Below are 910 nucleotides of genomic sequence, written 5' to 3' on the forward strand. Positions count from 1 at the left end.
ATCATAGAGCGCAGGAGAGCCGGCCTTTGTCGGCTTTCTTTGTGCCGGCGGGCGGGATTGAATCGCCGGCCGAATCCCGAGTCCTCTGTGAAGAACGTTACGAAGAATCAACGCGTTTGTGCCTAAACCTGTGCTCGCAAATTGTTGGGCCAAACAACATTCAGGGGCCAAACTGTCATGATTTGCACACAAACAACCGCCAGATGCAGGCGATTGGGGTTTGATGAACTGAATCGGGCATGCTGACCAAAAAAGGCAAATACGGCCTCAAGGCCCTCGTGCATCTTGCCAGCCTGCCGGTTGGCCAGCTTGCATTCGTCAACGACATAGCGGTCGCCAACAACATCCCGAAGAAGTTCCTGGATGCCATCCTGGGCGAACTGCGCAACGCCGGCTTCGTGCAGAGCCGCAAGGGCAAGGAAGGCGGCTATCGCCTCGCCAGGCCCGCGTCCGAGATCAAGATCGGCCATGTCGTGCGCGTGCTGGACGGGCCGCTGGCGCCGATCCCCTGCGCCAGCCGCACGCAATATCAGCGCTGCGAGGATTGCGACGAGGCGACATGCCAGGTCCGCCACATGATGCTGGAAGTGCGCCAGGCGATCGCCGAGGTTCTCGACAATCGCAGCCTCGCCGCCATGCGCGATGCCGCCAATGACGATTTCCCGGCCGAACTGACGTCGCAGATTTAGAGGCAATTCCAGGAAAGTGCGCGGCGATTTTCCGTCCGGAATCGCGCAAGCAGAGCCGTCGCTCGCCTTAACGCTCCCTGCCGCTGGTTGCTTGCCCGCCTTGGAGGCAGTAAAGCGGCTGAAGGATGGAACGGGGCTTTGAAGCATGAGGCTGCCTTGGCTTGGCAATTTCCGCAGGGCCAAACGGCAGCCGTCATCCGCCAGCGTCTATCATACCGAGA

The 910-nt window shown here is 60.1% G+C and carries 2 protein-coding genes; both read left to right on the forward strand.

What is annotated here, in order from left to right; all coding sequences use genetic code 11:
- Window positions 1-224, forward strand: a 224-nt coding sequence (locus EOA29_RS42515) for a hypothetical protein (protein WP_210213233.1), incomplete at its 5' end; no start/stop codon positions are given.
- Window positions 225-239: 15 nt separating this feature from the next.
- The gene (locus tag EOA29_RS38140; protein ID WP_126093004.1) at window positions 240-689 is read left to right on the forward strand and encodes an Rrf2 family transcriptional regulator; all 450 of its coding nucleotides are present in this window, start codon (window positions 240-242) and stop codon (window positions 687-689) included.
- Window positions 690-910 lie beyond the last annotated feature (221 nt).

Origin of the sequence: Mesorhizobium sp. M1E.F.Ca.ET.063.01.1.1, from assembly GCF_003998155.1 — a bacterium.
In the GTDB taxonomy this organism is placed as follows: domain Bacteria; phylum Pseudomonadota; class Alphaproteobacteria; order Rhizobiales; family Rhizobiaceae; genus Mesorhizobium.